The 16,662-nt window shown below is 70.7% G+C and carries 18 protein-coding genes; 15 read left to right on the forward strand and 3 right to left on the reverse strand.

Annotated features, from left to right (window positions below):
- The first annotated feature begins 5 nt into the window (after window positions 1–5).
- From ABZW17_RS23295 to ABZW17_RS23340, 10 genes are all read left to right on the forward strand, one after another.
- Window positions 6–683: an SDR family oxidoreductase gene (locus ABZW17_RS23295; protein WP_354817740.1), complete on the forward strand. Its 678-nt coding sequence runs from the start codon at window positions 6–8 to the stop codon at window positions 681–683.
- Window positions 684–694: 11 nt separating this feature from the next.
- Entirely contained in the window at window positions 695–1,840 is a 1,146-nt protein-coding gene (dgoD, locus tag ABZW17_RS23300) for a galactonate dehydratase (protein ID WP_354817743.1), read from the forward strand.
- A gap of 30 nt (window positions 1,841–1,870) precedes the next feature.
- Complete coding sequence (locus tag ABZW17_RS23305) at window positions 1,871–3,214, forward strand: peptidoglycan recognition family protein (protein ID WP_354817746.1); 1,344 nt, start codon at window positions 1,871–1,873, stop codon at window positions 3,212–3,214.
- Window positions 3,215–3,236: 22 nt separating this feature from the next.
- Entirely contained in the window at window positions 3,237–4,664 is a 1,428-nt protein-coding gene (purB, locus tag ABZW17_RS23310; protein ID WP_354817749.1) for an adenylosuccinate lyase, read from the forward strand.
- 114 nt (window positions 4,665–4,778) lie between these two features.
- Entirely contained in the window at window positions 4,779–5,600 is an 822-nt protein-coding gene (locus ABZW17_RS23315) for a transporter substrate-binding domain-containing protein (protein ID WP_354817752.1), read from the forward strand.
- A gap of 1 nt (window position 5,601) precedes the next feature.
- The gene (locus ABZW17_RS23320) at window positions 5,602–6,369 is read left to right on the forward strand and encodes an ABC transporter substrate-binding protein (protein WP_354817755.1); all 768 of its coding nucleotides are present in this window, start codon (window positions 5,602–5,604) and stop codon (window positions 6,367–6,369) included.
- A 7-nt stretch (window positions 6,370–6,376) separates the two neighbouring features.
- Entirely contained in the window at window positions 6,377–7,159 is a 783-nt protein-coding gene (locus tag ABZW17_RS23325) for an ABC transporter substrate-binding protein (RefSeq protein ID WP_354817758.1), read from the forward strand.
- Between the two features lie 7 nt (window positions 7,160–7,166).
- Window positions 7,167–7,931, forward strand: a complete 765-nt coding sequence (locus ABZW17_RS23330; protein ID WP_354817761.1) for an amino acid ABC transporter permease — start codon at window positions 7,167–7,169, stop codon at window positions 7,929–7,931.
- On the forward strand, window positions 7,928–8,671 hold the full coding sequence (locus ABZW17_RS23335; protein ID WP_354817764.1) for an amino acid ABC transporter ATP-binding protein: 744 nt from the start codon (window positions 7,928–7,930) through the stop codon (window positions 8,669–8,671). Before ABZW17_RS23330 ends, ABZW17_RS23335 begins: the two co-directional genes overlap by 4 nt.
- 42 nt (window positions 8,672–8,713) lie before the next feature.
- Window positions 8,714–9,595, forward strand: coding sequence for an MOSC N-terminal beta barrel domain-containing protein (locus tag ABZW17_RS23340; protein ID WP_354817767.1), 882 nt, complete (start codon window positions 8,714–8,716; stop codon window positions 9,593–9,595).
- Here ABZW17_RS23340 and ABZW17_RS23345 read toward each other — a convergent pair.
- Window positions 9,478–10,284 (reverse strand): SAM-dependent chlorinase/fluorinase, encoded by an 807-nt coding sequence (locus ABZW17_RS23345; protein WP_354817770.1) that lies wholly within the window; start codon window positions 10,282–10,284, stop codon window positions 9,478–9,480. The two genes, ABZW17_RS23340 and ABZW17_RS23345, sit on opposite strands and share 118 nt — an antisense overlap.
- A gap of 47 nt (window positions 10,285–10,331) precedes the next feature.
- Between ABZW17_RS23345 and ABZW17_RS23350 the strand changes: the two genes are divergently transcribed.
- The 3 genes from ABZW17_RS23350 (at window position 10,332) to ABZW17_RS23360 (ending at window position 12,491) form a co-directional block, all read left to right on the forward strand.
- Complete coding sequence (locus ABZW17_RS23350; protein ID WP_354817773.1) at window positions 10,332–11,336, forward strand: phosphoribosylaminoimidazolesuccinocarboxamide synthase; 1,005 nt, start codon at window positions 10,332–10,334, stop codon at window positions 11,334–11,336.
- Window positions 11,257–11,721 (forward strand): NADPH-dependent FMN reductase, encoded by a 465-nt coding sequence (locus ABZW17_RS23355; protein ID WP_354817776.1) that lies wholly within the window; start codon window positions 11,257–11,259, stop codon window positions 11,719–11,721. Before ABZW17_RS23350 ends, ABZW17_RS23355 begins: the two co-directional genes overlap by 80 nt.
- 74 nt (window positions 11,722–11,795) lie before the next feature.
- Window positions 11,796–12,491, forward strand: a complete 696-nt coding sequence (locus ABZW17_RS23360; RefSeq protein WP_354817779.1) for a DUF2334 domain-containing protein — start codon at window positions 11,796–11,798, stop codon at window positions 12,489–12,491.
- On the opposite strand, the gene ABZW17_RS23365 is transcribed toward ABZW17_RS23360, so the two are convergent.
- Window positions 12,488–13,123: an MBL fold metallo-hydrolase gene (locus ABZW17_RS23365; protein ID WP_354817782.1), complete on the reverse strand. Its 636-nt coding sequence runs from the start codon at window positions 13,121–13,123 to the stop codon at window positions 12,488–12,490. The two genes, ABZW17_RS23360 and ABZW17_RS23365, sit on opposite strands and share 4 nt — an antisense overlap.
- A gap of 256 nt (window positions 13,124–13,379) precedes the next feature.
- Between ABZW17_RS23365 and ABZW17_RS23370 the strand changes: the two genes are divergently transcribed.
- Window positions 13,380–14,258 (forward strand): hypothetical protein, encoded by an 879-nt coding sequence (locus tag ABZW17_RS23370; protein ID WP_354817785.1) that lies wholly within the window; start codon window positions 13,380–13,382, stop codon window positions 14,256–14,258.
- A gap of 264 nt (window positions 14,259–14,522) precedes the next feature.
- On the opposite strand, the gene ABZW17_RS23375 is transcribed toward ABZW17_RS23370, so the two are convergent.
- Window positions 14,523–15,455 (reverse strand): DUF5937 family protein, encoded by a 933-nt coding sequence (locus ABZW17_RS23375; protein WP_354817788.1) that lies wholly within the window; start codon window positions 15,453–15,455, stop codon window positions 14,523–14,525.
- Between the two features lie 61 nt (window positions 15,456–15,516).
- Here ABZW17_RS23375 and ABZW17_RS23380 point away from each other — a divergent pair, with 61 nt between their 5' ends.
- On the forward strand, window positions 15,517–16,656 hold the full coding sequence (locus ABZW17_RS23380) for an MFS transporter (protein WP_354817791.1): 1,140 nt from the start codon (window positions 15,517–15,519) through the stop codon (window positions 16,654–16,656).
- Window positions 16,657–16,662 lie beyond the last annotated feature (6 nt).

The following is a 16,662-nucleotide window of genomic DNA, read 5'->3' on the forward strand; positions in this document are numbered from 1 at the left end:
CGGCGATGCCCACAGCGGTGGTGACCGGAGCGGCGTCCGGGATCGGCAAGGCGACCGCCCGCAAGCTCCTCGACGACGGCTACCGCGTGCTCGGCGTGGACGTCGCCGAGCTGCCCGACGGCGTCACGCCGATCCGGGGTTCGGTGGCCGACGAGGCGACCTGGGCCGGGATCGGCGAGGTGGACGCCCTGGTCAGCAACGCCTACGTGCCCAGCACCGGACCCCTGCACGAGATCGATCGCGCCGAGTGGCAGCGGCAGCTCGACGTCAACCTGACCGGAACGTACCTCGCCGTGAAGGCGTGCCTGCCGTCGTTGCGGGAACGGCGGGGCGCGATCGTGCTGGTCTCGTCGGTGCACGCGCACTTCGGGCTGCCGGGCCATCCCGCGTACGCCGCCAGCAAGGGCGCGCTCGTCGCGCTGGCCCGGCAGCTGGCCGTCGAATACGCACCGGACGTGCGCGTCAACTCCGTGCTGCCGGGGCCGGTGCTCACCGAGGCGTGGGCCCGCATCCCGCCCGAGGACCGTGAACGCAGCGCGCGGGCGACGCCGGCGGGCCGGCTCGGCCGCCCCGACGAGGTCGCGGACGTGATCGCTTTCCTGCTGTCGGCCGCCGCGTCGTTCGTGACCGGGGCCGAACTGACCGTCGACGGCGGCTGGTCCGCCGCCAAGGATTCCGCTTAGCTGGGAGACCCGTGAAGATCACCGCCGTCGAAACGTTCCTGGTCGCGCCGCGCTGGCTGTTCCTCAAGGTCAGCACCGACGAAGGGATCAGCGGCTGGGGCGAGCCCGTGGTCGAGGGCCGCGCGGGGACCGTGCGCGCGGCCGTGCACGAGCTCTCGGAGCTGCTGATCGGCCAGGACCCGCTGCGCATCGAGGACCACTGGCAGGTGCTGCGCCGCGGCGGGTTCTACCGCGGCGGCCCGGTCCTCTCCAGCGCGCTCGCCGGGTTCGACCACGCGCTGTGGGACATCGCGGGCAAGGTCCGCGACGCGCCGGTGCACGAGCTGCTCGGCGGCCCGGTCCGCGACCGCGTCCGGGTGTACAGCTGGGTCGGCGGCGACCGGCCGTCCGGCATCCGCGAAGCCGTGTCCGCGCAGGTCGAGGCCGGGTTCACCGCGGTGAAGATGAACGTCGCCGGCCCGCTGGCGGCGATCGCGTCGCCCGCCGAAGCCGACGCCGCGGTGGCCCGCGCGTGGGAAGCGCGGGAGGTCCTCGGCCCGCACCGCAACCTGGCGATCGACTTCCACGGCCGGGTTTCGCCCGCGATGGCACGGCGGCTGGTCAAGCTGCTCGAGGACGTCCAGCCGATGTTCGTCGAGGAGCCGGTGCTGCCGGAGACCCAGGGCGACGCGCTGCGGTCGGTCGTCGAGGCGTCCACCGTGCCGGTCGCGGTCGGCGAGCGGCTGTACTCGCGCTGGGAGTTCAAGCCGGTGCTCGACGCGGGCGTCGCGGTGGTCCAGCCCGATCCCTCGCACGCCGGCGGCATTTCCGAGCTGCGGCGGATCGGCGCGCTCGCCGAGATGTACGGCGCTTCGCTCGCGCCGCACTGCCCCCTTGGGCCGATTTCGCTGGCGGCGTCGCTGCAGATCGCCTTCGCGACCCCCAACTTCCTGATCCAGGAACAAAGTGCGGGCATGCACTACCACGAGGGCCGCGAGCACGCGTACCTCGTGGATCCGTCGGTCTTCGCCTTCCGGGACGGCTACGCGGCCCGCCCCCTGGGCCCCGGCCTCGGCATCCAGGTGGACGAAGACGCGGTGCGCCGCGCGGACGAACTCGGGCACGCCTGGCGTTCCCCGGTGTGGCGCCACGACGACGGTGGCTTCGCCGAGTGGTGAACGCTCCCGGCGGTTCTGGGAACATGACATGTGACCTTCACCGTCAGAAGCCTGACTGCCGCGGTGTTCGCGCTGGTGATCTCCGCCGCCGTGCCCGTGACCGCGTCCGCACAGGACACCCCGTCGCCCGAATGCCCGGCCGATCTGGACTGCCGGTTCGTGCCGGCCGCCTACGACTGGTCGAGCGCCGGCCACACCGACCCCAACAACTACGGCAACTACGACCCCGCGAACCGGCCGGCCGACGGCCAGCAGATCAGGTACATCGTCATCCACGACACCGAAAGCCTGCCCAGCAGCACGGTGAGCCCGTACGACCAGGCCATCGCCACCTTCCAGAACCCGGCGATCCAGTCGAGCGCGCACTACGTGATCCGCTCGTCCGACGGCCAGGTGACGCAGATGGTGCGCACCAAGGACATCGCCTACCACGCCGCCAACTGGACGATGAACGAGCACTCGATCGGCATCGAGCACGAAGGCATCGCGGCGCAGGGCGGCACCTGGTACACCGAGCAGATGTACCGCGCTTCGGCGAACCTGGTGAAGTACCTGGCGGCGAAGTACCACATCCCGCTGGACCGGCAGCACATCCTCGGCCACGAGGACGTTTCCCGCGAGCGCACCAAGAACTTCGGTGCCGCGCACTGGGACCCGGGTCCCTACTGGGACTGGAACCACTACATGGACCTGCTCGGCGCACCGATCCGGCCCACCGGCGGCCCGGCGAGCCAGGCCGTCACGATCAAACCGGACTACGCGACGAACCAGCCGCCGATGACCACCTGCACCGGCACCAGCTGCACGCCGCTGCCGGCGCACGGCGCGAACTTCGTCTACCTGCACACTGCACCGGACGCCACCTCGCCGTTGGTCACCGACCCGGTCGTGCACCCGGACGGCTCGCCCGGCACCACCGCGATCGACGACTGGAGCGACAAGGCGGTCGCCGGGCGCACCTACGTCCTCGCCGGTGAACAGGGCGACTGGACGGCGATCTGGTACGGCGGCCGGCAGGCGTGGTTCGAAAACCCGGGGCACCGGGCGACCGTGCCGGCGCGCGGCCAGCGGGTCACCGCGGCCACGTCGGTGCCGTTGTACGGGCGGGCCTTCCCGGAGCAGTCCGAGTACCCGGCGGACATCCCGTTCGACCCGGTCTGGACCGTCGGCGCCATCCCGTGGACGCTGCCGGCGGGCCAGAGCTACGTCGTCACCGGCGAGTTCCAGGCGGAGAACTACTACGCGCGCTTCGACCCGGCCGGCGTGCCGGACAACCACACGCTGGTCACCGGCGCGACGAAGTACCTCCAGCTCTCCTACAACCACCGGGTCGTCTACGTGAAGGCGTCCGACGTCCAGGTGCAACCCTGCTGACCTGCGCAGGTACTGTGAGGGCGTGACGGACAAGCCCCGCATTCCGAACGTGCTCGCCGCCCGCTACGCCTCGCCGGAGCTGGTCCGGCTCTGGTCGCCCGAGCAGAAGGTCGTGCTCGAGCGGCAGCTCTGGATCGCGGTCCTCGAGGCGCAGCGGGACCTCGGCGTCGAGGTGCCCGACGGTGTCGTCGAGGCGTACCGGCGGGTGCTGGAGCAGGTCGACCTCGACTCGATCGCGGCTCGCGAGCGCGTCACGCGGCACGACGTCAAGGCGCGGATCGAGGAGTTCAGCGACCTCGCCGGGCAGGAGCACATCCACAAGGGCATGACCTCGCGCGACCTCACGGAGAACGTCGAGCAGCTGCAGCTGCTGCGCTCCCTCGAGCTCGTGCGCACCCGCGTCGCCGCCGTGCTGGCCCGGCTGGCCGCCCTCGCCGTCGAGCACACCGACACCGTCATGGCCGGGCGCTCGCACAACGTCGCCGCGCAGGCCACCACCCTCGGCAAGCGGTTCGCCACGGCGGCCGACGAGCTGCTGGTCGCCTTCGAGCGGCTCGACAACCTCATCGAGCGCTACCCGCTGCGCGGCATCAAGGGCCCGGTCGGCACCGCGCAGGACATGCTCGACCTGCTCGGCGACGAGTCCACTTTGGACCAGCTCGAGGACCGCGTGATGGCGCACCTCGGCTTCAACCGGCGGTTCGTCAGCGTCGGCCAGGTGTACCCGCGCTCGCTCGACTTCGACGTGCTGTCCACTGTGGTCCAGCTCGCCGCGGCGCCGTCCAGCCTGGCCAAGACGATCCGGCTGATGGCGGGCCACGAGCTCGTCACCGAAGGCTTCAAGCCCGGCCAGGTGGGCTCGTCCGCCATGCCGCACAAGATGAACACCCGCTCCTGCGAGCGCGTCAACGGCCTCGCCGTCGTGCTGCGCGGCTACCTGTCGATGATCGGCGAGCTGGCCGGCGACCAGTGGAACGAGGGTGACGTCTCCGACTCGGTCGTCCGCCGGGTCGCGTTGCCGGACGCGTTCTTCGCGCTCGACGGCCTGCTGGAGACGTTCCTCACGGTGCTCGCCGAGTTCGGCGCCTTCCCGGCGGTGATCGAGCGTGAGCTCGATCGCTATCTGCCGTTCCTCACCACGACGAAGGTGCTGATGGCGTCGGTGCGCGCGGGCGTCGGGCGTGAGGCGGCCCACGAAGCCATCAAGGAGCACGCGGTCGCCGTCGCGCTCGAAATGCGCGAAGGCCGCGCCGAAAACGACCTGCTCGACCGGTTCGCCGCCGACGCCCGCATCCCGCTCGACCGCGGTGAGCTGGACAAACTCCTCGCGGACCGGATCTCGTTCACCGGGACGGCCGGGCGGCAGGTGGCGCAGGTGGCCGAGCGCGTGACGTCGGTCCTCGAGCGGTTCCCCGAGGCCGCGGGCTACGCGCCGCAGCCGATCCTGTGAGCTGACGCACCCGTCCACGGAGTGGAACAAATCCACTCGAACGGGCGAAATCCCTAATCTCGATCGCTGACCACGGAGCGCTGCGAAGCGCCAGTTCTCACCATGGAAGAAGCGATGAGATCCACGCTGTCCAAGATCGCCGCCGCCCTGACCGCGGGCGCGCTGACGTTGACCCTCGCCGCCTGCGGTGGCTCCGACGCGGGGTCGACCACCCTGCGCGTCGGGACGCTCAGCGACGCCCCGCCGTCGATCTACCTGGAGAACGGCCGCTTCACCGGCTACGACAACGAACTGCTGCGTGACATCGCCAAGCGTGAGGGCTTCGAGGTCGAGTTCGTCGGCACCGAGTTCGCCGGGCTGCTGGCGGGCGTGGCGAACGGCAAGTTCGACATCGGCAGCTCGACGATCTCCAGCACCGAGGCGCGCAAGAAGACGGTCGCCTTCTCCAACGGCTACAACACCGGGTTCACCACGGTCGTGACGGCGAAGGGCGCGAACCTCAAGGACGTCGCCGCGCTGTCCGGCAAGCGCCTCGGCGTGGTCCAGGGCTCGGTGCAGGACGAGTTCGCCGGCGGCAAGGTGGCCGGCGCCCAGGTCGTGCGCTTCCCGGACTACAACGCGGGCTTCGCGCAGCTGAAGAACGGCACTCTCGACGGCTGGGTCGTGCCGCAGGACATCGGGCAGAAGTACCTGGACCAGAACCCGGGTGTGCCGCTCGAACTCGGGTACACGGTGGAGGACAAGGACACCCCGTCGGCGTTCGCCGTCGCCAAGAAGAACCCGGACCTGCTGACCAAGCTGAACGACGGGCTCGCGAAGGCCGTCGCGGACGGCACGGTCGCCCGCATCTACGCGCAGTTCTACAAGAACACGCCGTTGTCGAAGGAACTCCAGCAGGGCGGCCCCGGCCTCCCGGTCAAGAACGCGGGTGCGTGACATGAAGAAGCTGATCGTCACCGTGGTGGCCGCCGCCTTGACGCTGACCGCGTGCGGCGGCGGTTCGGACAGCGCTTCCACGACCCTGCGCGTCGGCACCCTGAGCGACGCGCCGCCGAACATCTTCCTCAAGGACGGCAACTACACCGGCTTCGACAACGAGCTGCTCAAGGCCATCGCGGCCAAGCAGAACCTGAAGCTGGAGTTCGCCGCGACCGACTTCTCTGCGCTGCTCGGGCAGGTCGCGTCCGGCCGCTACGACGTCGCCAGCTCGGCGATCGCGCAGACCGACGAGCGCAAGAAGACCGTCGACTTTTCCGCGGCCTACGACTTCGAGACCATGAGCATCCAGGCCAAGCAGGGGACGCCGGTCACCGACGAGAAGGGCCTGGCGGGCAAACGCGTCGCCGTCATCCAGGCGACCGTCGGCGACCACTGGCTCGGCACGACGGTCCCGACAGCCCAGGCCGTGCGGTTCCCCGACTACGCCGCCGCGCTGACCGCACTCAAGTCCGGCGCGGTCGACGCGTACGTCCTGGACCAGAGCATCGCCGAGAAGAACGTCACCGACAACCCGGACGCCAAGCTGGTCGTCGTGAAGAGCTTCATCACCGACGTGCCGCACGGGTTCGCCGTGAAGAAGGGCAACAGCGAGCTGCTGGGCAAGATCGACGACGGGCTCAAGCAGGTGATCTCCGACGGGACCTGGCTTAAGCTGCACCAGCAGTTCCTGCCGACCGCTCCGGTGCCGGCCGGGTTCCAGGGTTAGGAGAAGCATGAAGAAGACACTGGTCACGGCGATCGCGGCGACGCTGCTCACGGCGTTGACCGCGTGCGGCGGAGGTTCGGATAGCGGCGGTGACAAGACCCTGCGAGTCGGCACGCTCAGCGACTCCAAGCCGAACGCCTACCAGGAAAACGGCACCTTCACCGGCTTCGACAACGAGCTGCTGAAGGCCATCGCGGCGAAGGAGAACCTGAAGCTGGAGTTCGTCGCGACCGACTTCTCGGCGCTGCTGGGCCAGGTCGCGAACGGCACGTTCGACATCGGCAGCTCGGCGATCTCCCAGACCGACGCCCGCAAGAAGACGGTCGACTTCTCCGCGCCGTACAACTACCAGTCCCTCGGCATCGAGGCGAAGGAGACCGCCGGCATCACGGACGAGAATTCCCTGTCCGGCAAGCGGATCGGCGTCGTGCAGGGCACGGTTTCGGACACCTGGCTGGGCACCAACGCCCCGGCCGCGCAGGCCGTCCGGTTCCCGAACGACGCGGCGGCGCTGGCCGCGCTGAAGACCGGCGCGGTCGACGGCGCGGTGTTCGACCAGGCCACCGCCGAGGACTACGCGAAGAACAACCCGGACGCGAAGCTCAAGGTGACCAAGGCGATCACCACGACCATTCCGCACGGGTTCGCGTTCAAGAAGGGCAACACGGACCTGATCGCCAAGATCGACGACGGCCTGAAGAAGGTCATCGCGGACGGCACCTGGGTCAAGGTGCACGACCAGTTCGAGCCCAGCGCGCCGGTGCCCGCCGAGTTCAAGCCGGGGCAGTAATCCGCCCATGGAACAGTTCTTCGACACCTTCCTGAACTGGGAGTACATCTGGCAGGTCTTCCCGGACCTGCTGAAGACCGGCCTGCTCAACACGCTGGTCCTGGCGGTCACGTCCGCGCTGATCGGCACCGTGCTCGGCATGGTGCTGGCGGTGATGGGCCTGTCCACGAAGATCTGGCTGCGCTGGCCGGCGCGGGTGTACACCGACATCTTCCGCGGGCTGCCGGCGATCCTGACCATCCTGGTGATCGGCCAGGGTCTCGGCACGCTCGCGCGGGACGTCGTCGGCACCAACCCGTACCCGCTGGGCATCCTGGCGCTGAGCCTGATCGCGGCCGCCTACATCGGCGAGATCTTCCGGTCCGGCATCCAGAGTGTCGACAAAGGACAGCTTGAGGCCAGCCGCGCGCTGGGGATGAGCTACGGCAAGGCGATGCTGCTGGTGATCATCCCGCAGGGCGTGCGGCGGGTGCTGCCGGCGCTGGTGAACCAGTTCATCGCGCTGATCAAGGACTCCAGCCTGGTGTACTTCCTCGGCCTGCTGTCCGAGCAGCGCGAGCTGTTCCGGATCGGCCAGGACCTGGCGGCCAACACCGGCAACCTGTCGCCGCTGGTCGCGGCCGGGTTCGTCTACCTGGTGATCACCGTGCCGCTGACGCACCTGGTGAACTACATCGACAAGAAGCTCCGGACCGGCCGCAAGGTGCGCGCGGACGAGCCGGGCGAGGGTGATGAGCTGGACCTGGTCGCCAGCGGGAAGGTCAGCTCGTGACGACGACGGCGGTGCGTTCGTCCAGTGTGGAGCTGCGGGACATCCACGTCAGCTTCGGCACGCTGGAAGTCCTGCGCGGGGTCGACCTGCGCGTGGAAAGCGGCCGGACGACCTGCGTGATCGGGCCGTCCGGCTCGGGCAAGTCGACGCTGCTGCGCTGCGTGAACCGCCTGCAGGAGCCGGATTCCGGCGATCTGCTGCTCGACGGCGAGTCGGTGATCCGGTCGGACCCGGACGCCCTGCGCCAGCGCGTCGGCATGGTGTTCCAGCACTTCAACCTGTTCGGCCACCGCAGCGTGCTGGACAACATCGTGCTGCCGCTGCGCAGCGTGAAGAAGCTGGGCAAGGAGGAAGCGGCCGAGATCGCCCGCGCCCGGCTGGCCGAGGTCGGCCTGGCGGACAAGGCGCCGTACCGGCCGAGCGCGTTGTCGGGTGGGCAGCAGCAGCGCGTGGCGATCGCGCGGGCGCTGGCCATGGACCCCGAGGTGATGCTCTTCGACGAGGCCACCAGCGCGCTGGACCCGGAGCTGGTCAAGGGCGTGCTGAACCTGATGGCGGGGCTGGCCGAGCGCGGGCTGACGCTGATCGTGGTGACGCACGAGATGGGGTTCGCCCGCAGCGTCGCCGACGAGGTGGCGTTCATGGACGCCGGCCGGATCGTCGAGCAGGGGCCGCCGGCCCGGATCTTCGACGAGCCGCAGAGCCCGCGCCTGCAGCGGTTCCTCTCGCAGGTGCTCTGAACGGCGGCGCTTCGGCGGCCGCAACCCGGGTAGCCTGCGGAGATGGCGAGAATCGCTCGGCTGACGTACTACCCGATCAAGGCGTGCGCCGGCATCGACGTGCCGTCCGCCGACGTGACCGCCACCGGGCTCGCGGGTGATCGCGTCTTCCAGCTCGTCACGCCGGAGGGCGAGATCCTCACCCAGCGGCCGCACCCGGTGCTGGCCACGGTCCGGCCGCGGATGCTCGGCGGCCGGCTCGCGCTGTCCGCGCCCGGCCGCGACGAGGTCGTCTTCGACATCCGGCGCGACGGCCCCCGTCGCCCGGTGTCGATGCTGACCTGGCACGGCGAAGGCGTCCGCCAGGGCGAGGACGCCGACGAGTGGTTTTCCGACCTGCTCGGCCGGCCGGCCGAACTGATCGGCGTCACCCCCGACCACCACCGCGTCACCGGCGGCGAAACCCCGGGTACGGCCGCCTTCCCCGACGGGCACGCGCTGCTCATCGCCTCCGAGTCCTCTTTGGACACCTTGAACGAACGGATCGCCTCCGGCCAGGGCGATCCCGTCCCGATGGACCGCTTCCGCCCCAACATCGTCATCGCCGGCTGGGCCGAACCCCACCGCGAGGACGAGGCCCGCGAGCTGACCATCGGCACCGCGAAGGCCGGCTACGCCGAGAGGTGCGTCCGCTGCACGGTCCCGATGGTCGACCAGGAAACCGGCGCGAAGGCCGGCCCCGAGCCGATCCGGACCCTCGCGACCTACCGGCGTGACCCGCGCGGCGGCGTCACCTTCGGGATGAAGGCCGCGGTGCTGCGGCCGGGTCAGGTCGCCGTCGGCGACGCGGTGATCGTGCACTCCTGGGCCGGCCCGAGCCCGAGCACCGCGGCCGCCGAACCGCCGTTGACGGCGACGGCGAGCCGTCCCGCCGAGTCGGTGTAGAGCACGCTCGCCCCGGCGGGCACGTCCGCGAACGTCCGCCCGAGCACCGTCGTCACGGCCACCCGCTCGCTGTGCACCGAAACCGCGCCCGACAGGCCCGACAGCTCGAGGTCCGCCGGGGTGGCGGCCAGCTGGACGTTGCCGAAGTGGTCGACCGTCAGCACCTCCGACACGAGCTTCCCGGGGAACGCGGCCACGAACGGCTCCGGCATCGCGACCAGCTCGGCCACCGGCTCGCCGAAGTCGGCCGGCGACACCCCGAGCGCGAGGTGGGCGGCTGCCGGGGCGAAGACGTCACGCCCGTGGAACGTCGCCGACGTCGTCGGCAGCCGCAGCGACGGCTCCGCCAGTTCGTACGCCGCTTCGACCCCGCCCAGCGCCTGCGCGGCCGGCAGCAGGAGGCCGTTGTCCGGCCCGACCAGCAGGCCGCCGCCGGCGGCGACGACCACGCCGAGCCGGGCCGTGCCGACACCCGGGTCGACGACGGCCACGTGCACCGACGGCGGCAGGAACGGCACCGTCTGGGCCAGCGCCATCGCCCCGTGCCGGATGTCCTGGGGTGGCACTTCGTGCGTCACGTCGATCACCCGCACGGCGGGCGCGAGCCGCGCGATCACGCCGTGGCAGGCCGCCACGAAGCCGTCGCGCAGGCCGTAGTCGGTCGTCACCGAGATCCAGTCGTACGCCATGCCAGCATCATCCATGGTGGCACAGGGTGCCCGTTAGGGTTCGGTGCGTGACACCCCTCCCCACGTGCCGGAGGCTCGACTCCGGCAAGGTTCGTGACCTGTACGCCGTGGGCGACGACCGCCTGCTGGTCGTCGCCTCCGACCGCATTTCGGCCTTCGAGCGCGTCTTCCCCACCCACGTCCCGGACAAGGGCCGGGTGCTCACGGCGATGAGCGTGTTCTGGTTCCGCGAGCTGGCCGACATCCTCCCGAACCACCTGGTGGCCTGGGACGGGCCGCTGGTCCCGGCGCCGGTCCGCGGCCGCGCGCTGGTGGTCGAGCGGCTCGACATGCTGCCGGTGGAGGCGGTCGTCCGCGGTTACCTCACCGGCCGCGGGTATGCCGATTACCGCAGGTCGGGCGCGGTGTGCGGGCTGGCGCTGCCGCCCCGCCTCGCCGAGTCGGCGCGGCTGCCCGAGCCGATCTTCACCCCGTCCACCAAGGCGCGGCCCGGGGAGAAGGACGAGAACATCGACTTCGGCACGTGCGTGTCGGTGCTGGGCCGGGCACTCGCGGAGGAGGTCCGGGAGGCGTCCCTGGAGCTGTACCGCCGGGGCGCCGCGCACGCGGCGGAGCAGGGCCTGCTGCTGGCCGACACGAAGTTCGAGTTCGGCATCGGCGCGAACGGCGGCCTGGTGCTCGCGGACGAGCTGCTGACGCCGGATTCGGCGCGCTACTGGCTCGCCGACGGCCACCGGCCCGGCGTCCCGCAGCCGTCGTTCGACAAGCAGCACGTGCGCGACTGGCTGGTCGACCCGGCGTCCGGCTGGGACTGCGTGTCGCCGCTGCCGCCGCTGCCGCCCGAGGTGGTGACGGCCACGCGCGACCGGTACGTCGAGGCGTACCGGCGCATCACCGGGCTTTCGCTGGCAGACTGGGCCCGTGATCCTGCTGATCTGCGGCAGCCTGCGAGCAGGCTCGGGCAATGCGGCGGTGCTGGGGACCGTCGCGACGCTCACCGCGAGCAAGACGTACACCGGCCTCGGCGACCTGCCGCACTTCAACCCCGATGACGACCGCGACCCACTGCATCCGGAGGTCGCTTCGCTGCGGGCGGCGATCAAGGACGCGTCCGCGATCCTGATCTGCACCCCGGAGTACGCCGGCGGGCTGCCCGGCTCGTTCAAGAACCTGCTGGACTGGACGGTCGGCGGCGGCGAGATCTACGGCAAGCCGGTGTCCTGGATCAACGCGTCGTCGATCGCGGCCCCGACCGGCGGCCGGGACGCGCACGACTCGCTGCGCAAGGTCCTGACGTACGCGGGCGCGAAGATCGTCGAAGAGGCGTGCGTGCGGATCCCCGTCTCGCGGGCCGACGTCGCCGACGGCCAGGTCGCCGACCCGGACCTGCGCGGCCGGATCGCGGTGGCCGTCCAGCGGCTGCGCGAGGGCGTCTGAGCCTTCCGGCAACGGTCGCCCGCCCGTTCTGCGCAGTTCACGGCGACGTCAGCCGCGTGCGTCCCAATGGGGTCGTGGACGCTCGCTTGCTGGTTTCGCTGTCGGGAATCACCCCGCGCACGCTGCACCGGTGCGCCGACCTCGCGGCCGAGCTCGACCGCCGCAAGGTGCCGCTCTCGCTGCTGTACGCCGCCCGCACCGGCGAAGGCCCGGTGAGGGAGTGGGTGCGCACCCGCGCCCGCGGCGGCGATTCCGTGCTGCTGCACGGCTACGACCACACTGTCACGCCCACCCACCGCGCGGTCTACCTGGGCAAGAAGGCCGAATTCGCAACGCTGCCGGCGCACGAGGCACGGCTGCGGCTCATCGCGGCGAAGGCGTCGCTGGACGCGGCGGGATTGTCGGTCGACGGCTTCGCACCGCCGCGCTGGATCGCGTCCCAGGGCACGCTGCAGGCGCTGGCCGAGCACGGGTTCCGCCTGTGCGCGGACCTCGGCGCGGTGCGCGACCTGGTGACCGGCGACGTGCGCCGCGCGCGGGTGAGCGAGTTCACGAGCCAGTCGCACCGCACGGAAACGGTGCGCTGCTTCGCGCTGGTACTGGCGGCGGCGCGTTCGGCCCGCCGGGGCGGGTTGGTCCGGCTGGGGGTCGAAGCAGCGGACCTGACCCGCCCCGGCCTCCGCCAGGCCCTGCTCGACGCGGTGGACGTGGCGCTGGAGAACCGCGCGTTCGGCGCGACCTACGGTTCGCTGCGCGCGGTGGCGGCCTAGAACTTCGCCGGTTCGCCCCGGTCGAGCACCTTGACCTCGGTGCCTTCGGGTGCCAGGTTGCCGAAGAGCCCGTAGTGCATGGCGGGGTTGGCGAGCACGGCTTCGTGGATGGGAACGGCCACCCGCGGCGCAACGGCCCGCAGGTAGTCGACGGCCTCCCCGGCCTTCAGCCACGGAGCCCCGGTGGGCAGCCCCAGCACGTCGATCTTCTGCTCGGGCACGAAGAAGGAATCACCGGGGTGGAAGAAGGCCCCGTGGTCGAAGACGTACCCGATGTTCGGGATGACGGGAATGTCGGAGTGGATGACGGCATGCTCCCCACCGACGGCGTTGATCGACGTCTCACCGACGGTGAAGGAGTCGCCCACGTCGGCGACATCGAACTCCAGCCCGAGCTTCCCGACCTCGGGAGCGGACCCGGGATCGACGATCAGCTTGGCCCCGGGGTTGGCTTCGAGCACCTTCGGCAGCCGTTCGACGTCGAGGTGGTCGAAGTGCTGGTGCGTGACCAGCACGGCGGACAGCTCCCGCTCCCCTTCGAAGCCGGTGGAGAAGACGCCGGGGTCGATCAGGATCCGCTCGGAGCCGGTCTCCAGCAACAGGCAGGCGTGTCCGAAATGGACGATACGCATCGATGGTTCTCCTTCACAGGTATCCGAATTCCAGCGTAGTCCCGTTCGGCGCCACCTGGCCAACACGCTCGGTCGCCGACCGGCCTGCCCGGGCCGGCGCCCGAGCTGGAACTCCGGCCACCGGTGACGCTCGGTTTCGGCTTCCGGGAAATGTCCTTGATCTGTCCACCCCGAACGGAGCAACTTCGCCGAATTGTGCAGTGTTGCCTTATTCTGGAGCGTCCGGCACCCGGCGCTGTGAGGAGTGGGCGGCCTGATGCTCAAGAGTTTCCTCGGCTGGCTCCGGGACTACGTGGTCTACACCGGTATTGTGGGTCTGGTCGAAGGCGTGCTGGGGATCCTGGCCTTCGGCGGACTGCTCAGCGCATTGCTCGGGAATACCGCGATAAAGGCGGGCGCAATCGTGGCTGTCCTGCTCGGGGTGATCGGGTTGTACATCCTGCTGATCGCGAACCGGGTGGAATGGCGGTCGCGAACCGAGCTCGACCGCCGGCTGCTCCAGTACTACTGCTCCGTCCTCAAGGAACGGCACGGTCACTCGTGGCGGATCATCAGCTGGGTGGAGTCCGCCGCCGTGCGGGCCAACGGCGACGCGAGCGAGGTGATCACGGTCAAGGCGATCGTCGAATGCGACCTGCTCGACTTCTTCGCCATCCGCACAGGCGCGGGCTGGCACCAGTCCGAAAAGGCGCGCCGAAAGGTCAAGGTCGACGTCAAGTCGCTCGAAGTGGACGGCATCGGCGGCACCCGGCGCGATGCGACGTCCACGTGGCTGAATGACGACCGGCTGGAAATAATCGCCCATTTCGGCAGTCCGGCACGGCGAGGCGACGAGATCGTCATGGTGATCGAAAAAGAATGGCCGGGTAAATGTGCGCCGTTGATGCGAGATCGTCAGCCGGACGAATTCGCCTTGCGGTTCGCGTGCGTCACCGACTACCTCGAGTACGTGGTTCAGCTGCCGGAAGGCAGCGACGTCGCTTGTGACGCGATCGGACTGGTGAAGGGGCAGCACGACTACTCGCTGGCCGTTCGCCGTAACGGGGTCGGGCCGACCGAGGTGTGCCTGGTGGTGAGGAACATCCCGCCGCGGGTTCGGGTCGGGATGCGCCTTGACCTCAAAAAGCCGAGGTAGCCCGTTGGAGCGGTGGGCCCTCGCTGCTGTTGCAGGCGGAACTACGTGTCTCCGCCTTCGCCACCTGAGTGAATCATTACCATCCTCGACTAGACTTCAGGGAAGTCCCGGCCGGTCTCGGCCGAAGACCCGCGACTGTAGCGCCTCGGACGCCTATGCGCCCCCTTTATCGCACAATCTGATGACCCCGTTACGGACGGTGCGCATGTCCACGGCGTCGATAGCAATGAACCACGATTGGCTAGTCCGGTCCTGGAAAATGCGTCAAAGCTTCCCGGCCAGCAACGCGTCGCCGAGTTCAGTCCGCCGGTACAGCACCCGGTACCCCCGCCGCTCCGAAGTCAGCAATCCCGCTCCGCGCAACGCCGTCAAGTGCGCCGAGACCGTCGCCGGTGCCAGTTCGTGCCGCCGGGCCAGTTCGGTCGTTGCCGCCGGGCGGTCGAGCGTGGTCAGGAGCAGGGCGCGCGTGCGGCCGAGGATCTCCGCCAGGGGCTCCGGCGGCGAACTCGCCGGAGTCCACAGCGAAGCCACCCCGCGAGCCGGGTAAAGCAGCGAAATCTGCCACGGCGGCACGGTCACCACCCCGACGTTCGGCCACGCGAACACCGCCGGGATCAGCAGCAGCCCCCGCGAGTCGATCTCCAGCCGCTCGCGCGCCGGGACGTCCACCAGCACCGACGTCCCGGCGAGGCGGACCCGCGGGTGCAGCTCGGCCAGCATCGCCGCGAGCCCACCGGAGCCCAGCTGCCGCGTCCGGTGCGCGATGTCCGCCGCGAGCAGCTCGCGCAGGCGTGGCCACTGCGGGGCCAGCACCGCCTGCCACACCGCCGCCAGCTGGCCGGCGAGCAGGTCGCGCGCGGCCGCCGGGTCGGCTGGCAGCCCGGACAGGTCCGCGTCGACCATGCCCAGCTCCAGCGCGACCTGCTCCGGTGGCGTCGCGCGAACCACCGCCAGCTGCGCTTCGGCGGTGGTCTCGGGACCATCGGGCGGCGGGCTCAGGAACTCGGTGATGTAGTGCCGGGCGCTCAGCACCGCCGTCAGCTCGGGCACGTCGGGGACGCCGGCGAGCCACGGCAGGGGCGCGGGGTGCCGCCGGAGGCCGAGCAGCGTCTGGACCGCGCCCAGGACCTCCTCCAACGGCGAGATGGCGAAGCGGACGCGGTGGCTCCCGGCCGCCGTCAGGGTCAGCTCGATCACGGCTGATTCGCTCTCACCCGAATCAGTGTGCCGCAGAACCGCGCCGGGAGAGCGTGTGGCCATGTCGTTGTTCACCCACCGCGCCTACTGGCGCTGGTCGGCCGGGGTGCAGCTCGCACGGCTCCCGGCGACCATGGCGCCGCTCGCGTTCACCCTGCTCACCACGGCCACGACCGGCTCGTACCGGCTGGGCGGCGTGCTGATGTCGGTCTACGTCGCCGCCGAAATGGTGTGCGCGGTCCCGGTCGGCCGGCTGCTGGACCGCCTCGGCCCGGCCCGCGGCCTGCCGGCGCTGCTGCTCCTGACCGCCGCCGGGTACGTCGTGCTGGCGCTGGCCGCCGACGCGCCCGCGCCGGTGCTCGTCGCGCTCGTCCTGCTGCCGGGGATCTCGGCCGGGGCGTTGTCCGGCGGGTTCCGGACGCTCCTGGCCGACACCGTCGACGACGCGCTGCTGCCGCGCGCGATCTCCGTCGACGCGATGCTGCTCGAGGGCGTGCTCATCGGCGGTCCGGCGCTGGTCGCGGTGCTCGACCTGGCCGGCCCGGTCGTCCCGCTGGCCGCCATGGCCGTCACCTGTGTGGCCGCGGCGGTGCTCGTCCCACGCCGCCCGGGGCTCCACGATCGGGTGGAACCCGCCGCCGACGTCGCGCCCGCGCGGCTCGGCACCTACCTGCCGTGGCTGTGCTGCGCGTTCACCGTCGGGCTGCTGCTGTCGACGATCGAGGTGGCGCCGCTGCCCCTGGTCCAGCGCCTCGGCGCGCCGGAGACGGCCGCGCCGGTGGTGATCGCCGTGCTGAGCGGGGCGAGCATCGCGGGCAGCGCGCTCTACGCGTGGCGCGGCAGGACCGGGGATCCGCGGCTGTTCCTCGGCGGGTTCGTCGCCGGCGGCCTCGTGCTCGCCGCGGACCTCGGCTGGCCGGGGCTGATCGCGTCGATCGCCGTCATCGGTGGCTGCACCGGCCCGCTGGTCGCCGCGACCTCGGTCAACCTGCAGCGCCTGCTGCCGAAGAACCGCAGGTCAGCAGGGTTCTCGCTGAGCTTCACCGTGCAGGCGGCGGGCTTCGGGCTCGGCTCGTTGTCGGTCGGCCTGCTGCCGTTGTGGCTGCCGCCGTTGGCCGGTGTCTTTGCCGCGGCGATCGCCGGTGCAATGCTGGTGCGGAAGCCCGCACGAGCTATTGGCACGGTGTCAGTAACGTCGTAACCTGGG

Origin of the sequence: Amycolatopsis sp. NPDC004625 (assembly GCF_040609695.1) — a bacterium.
In the GTDB taxonomy this organism is placed as follows: Bacteria; Actinomycetota; Actinomycetes; order Mycobacteriales; family Pseudonocardiaceae; genus Amycolatopsis.